This is a genomic window from Castellaniella sp. (assembly GCF_034007085.1).
GTDB lineage: Bacteria > Pseudomonadota > Gammaproteobacteria > Burkholderiales > Burkholderiaceae_B > Castellaniella.
On record NZ_JAVERO010000199.1, the window covers coordinates 1 to 3,117 of the forward strand.

Here is a 3,117-nt window from a genome sequence, read left to right on the forward strand (position 1 = left end):
ACACGCAAGGCCTATGAGGCCGAATCCCGGATCCTGGCAGCTGAAGCCAGCGGCCGCCGTGCCTGGCAGGCTCCCATCGCCAACACCGTGGCCGAAGCCGGGCTGGATGAGCGCCTGACCCCAGGCCAGCGCGAAGCCGTGATGCTGATTGCCAGCGACACCGACCAGATCGCTGGCATCCAGGGCCTGGCCGGGACCGGCAAATCTTTTGCCCTGCAAAACGCCCAGGCCATCCTGCAGCAGCAGGGCCACAGCCTGGTGGCGCTCGCGCCCTATGGCGGCATGGTTCGCAATCTGCGCAAGGACGGCGTCCCGGCCAACACCGTGGCCTCGGTCCTGGCCGCCCGCGACAAGCGGCCCTTTACCAGCCAACTGAGCCCGCAGTCCGTGGTGGTGATCGACGAGGCCGGGGTCGTGCCCGTGCGCCAGATGGACAAGCTCCTGGCGCTCATCCAGCCTACCGGCGCGAAGGTGGTGCTGCTGGGTGACACAGCCCAGACCAAGGCCATCGAGGCCGGCCGCGCCTTTGCCATGCTGCAGGAACACGGCATGAAAACCGTGCTCATGGGCGACATCCAGCGCCAACGATCCGAACGGCTGCGCCATGCTGTGCAGCTAGCCGCCCATGGCCAGGCCAGCCGCTCCCTGCCCTTGCTGGATCGGGTGCTGACCATCCCGGATCAGTTCAGCATCGATGAGCATGGTCAGAAAACGCGCGATTGTTCTGCGCGGTATGAAGCCATCGCCCAGGCCTATGTGGAGCTGCCTGCCGATCAACAAGCCAGCACGATCGTCGTGACCGGCACCAATGCCTCGCGCCAGGCGATCAATGCCCGCATCCACGCCCTGCGCGGGCTGGAGGGCAAGGGCCAGCGCTGCCAGCTGCTGTCCCGCCACGACACTACACGCGCCGAGCGCAGTGTCGCCCGGTATTACACCGTGGGCGATATCGTCGTGCCGGAACGTGATTACCAGTGCGGCCTGAAGCGCGGCGAACTGTATCGGGTGACCGGCATTCCACGCCATGACCGCATCACGGTGCAGGCGGTAAACCCTGCCGCGTCAAAGCCTGATCCCATCGAGCTCATCCCCCGGACCATGGGCAAGCTCTCGGTTTATCACCTGAACGAATCGGAACTGTCCGTGGGCGACCAGGTGCGCATCACGCGCAATGATGCCCAACATGACCTGGTCAATGGTCAGCTGGCGCAAGTCGTCGCCATCGAGGCCAGTACCGTCACCATCGAGGCAGGCGGTCGCCACATTACCCTGCCCACCGGCCGGCCGCTGCACCTGGACTATGCCTACACCACCACGGCGCACAGCGCCCAGGGCCTGACCTGCGACCGAGTGCTGTACAACGCAGAAAGCTTCAGCCGCACCACGACCCAGGATACCTACTACGTCAGCATCTCGCGCGAGCGCCATGAGGTCGTGGTGTTCACGGATGATGCCGACAAGCTGCCGGAACGGGTGGATCGAATGGGGGTCAAGGGGCTGGCGCATGACCTAGCCCCGGCGCAAGTCGAAAGCCCTACCCTGCACCCGCAGGGGCCCGATGCAGCCCTGGAACAGGAGGAAGAACCTTCCATGGAAATCGGTTGACGCTTTTCTGTATTCAAACCGTCTGCCGGACGCCCCATGGATGACCTTTGATCGCCCCCGAAGTATCCTTATCCCGTCCTGAAGCTGTAGCCGCTCTGGCTCCGTTATGCATCCGGTTCGTATCCGTGGTGTATCCGGCAAGCATCCAGAATGAAACTTCTTGTCCTGCCCAGAATGTCTACGCGCCATTCGACCACAGCCGTGGCCGCCATTCTTCCCGCTGGATCAATGGCTTGCGCCATTCCAGTGCCCTATCTGTCCTACATCACCAAAACTGGCCATCTCCCGGCAAGCCATTGATCCACAACGTCTTTCCCCACCCCGCCAGGGGTGCGTCATGTGTGGGACGTTTAAGGCCACAAATGAGTGCAGCGGCTTTGTGGACTGAACGGCCCAGCCTGACCGGAAACCGGGCAGGCAGCGTCACAGCACAGGGCCCCAGGCGAAGCCTGGGAACGGGGCCAGGCGTCAGCACCAGGCAGGCCACAGGATGCACAGGCGGATCCAGAATGGGCAACACCAGGCCCACCAGCAGCAGCCCACAAAAACCACCAGCCCAGAACGCGACAAGGCCCGGACAAAGCCGGGCCAAAGTGTCATGCGGGACCAGGCCGGGATCACCCGGCCGGGCTCATGCAGCCTCTTAAAACGGAATATCCGACTCTTCCGGCGCGGCGGATCCAGCCGCTGGGGCCGCAGCCGCAGCCGCAGCCTGCCCATTACGCCCCTTCGCCCTGCCTGCTGGGGCCGCCGCCTTCGCCTCCCCCGCCTGGCCGTCATCTCGACCACCCAGCATCTGCATCTGGTCGGCGATGATCTCGGTGCTGTAGCGGTCTGTGCCGCTCTCCTTGTCCTGCCATTTGCGGGTCTTCAGCCGTCCTTCCACAAACACGGTGCGGCCCTTTTTCAGGTATTCGCCGGCGATCTCGGCCAGGCGGCCGTAGAAGACGACACGGTGCCATTCGGTCTCTTCGCGGCGCTCGCCGCTGGCCTTGTCGCGCCAGGTGCTGGTCGTGGCAATCGACACATTGCAGACGGCGGCACCGTCCGGGGTGTAGCGGATCTCCGGATCCTTGCCCAGGTTGCCGATGAGGGTCGCGCGGTTCAATGATGCCATGGTGATTCTCCAATGTTGAAAGTCTGAGGTGATGCCCCAGGCCGGGATCCGGCCCAGGGATAAAAAGCGGGGTTCAGGCCTGGTTCAAGGCGTCCAGGTGGCGGATCACATCCTTGGCGGCCCATTGAGCATTGCCGGTCAGCTGGCGCACCCAGGCGCTGCGCGTCGGGCTCCAGCGAAAGCCGCAGCGTTTCAGCACGTCGCGGGTGTCCTTGGCCGGTTTACCGTCAAACAGGAACATGGCGCGGTTCTCCTGCGGATCCTCGCGGTAGGTGTACCTGCTGCGGGTTCATCATGGTGTTAGCCGTGGAAATCAGGCTTTCGGCCGCCACCCGGCCAGCAGCCAGGATCTGGTCATCAGTCGCGGGCCGATAACGTCCGCTGGGGCTGCGCAC

General features: G+C 64.2%; 3 protein-coding genes. 1 reads left to right on the forward strand and 2 read right to left on the reverse strand.

Annotation, left to right across the window (positions count from 1 at the left end):
* Window positions 1–1,605 (forward strand): AAA family ATPase (locus RBR29_RS11635; protein ID WP_320349447.1); only part of this gene is annotated, 1,605 nt, incomplete at its 5' end.
* Between the two features lie 643 nt (window positions 1,606–2,248).
* Here RBR29_RS11635 and ssb read toward each other — a convergent pair.
* The gene (gene ssb, locus RBR29_RS11640) at window positions 2,249–2,722 is read right to left on the reverse strand and encodes a single-stranded DNA-binding protein (RefSeq protein ID WP_320349449.1); all 474 of its coding nucleotides are present in this window, start codon (window positions 2,720–2,722) and stop codon (window positions 2,249–2,251) included.
* Window positions 2,723–2,795: 73 nt separating this feature from the next.
* Window positions 2,796–2,963 carry a hypothetical protein gene (locus RBR29_RS11645; protein WP_320349451.1) on the reverse strand — a complete coding sequence of 56 codons (168 nt, stop codon included), beginning with the start codon at window positions 2,961–2,963 and terminating at the stop codon, window positions 2,796–2,798.
* Between the last annotated feature and the right edge of the window lie 154 nt (window positions 2,964–3,117).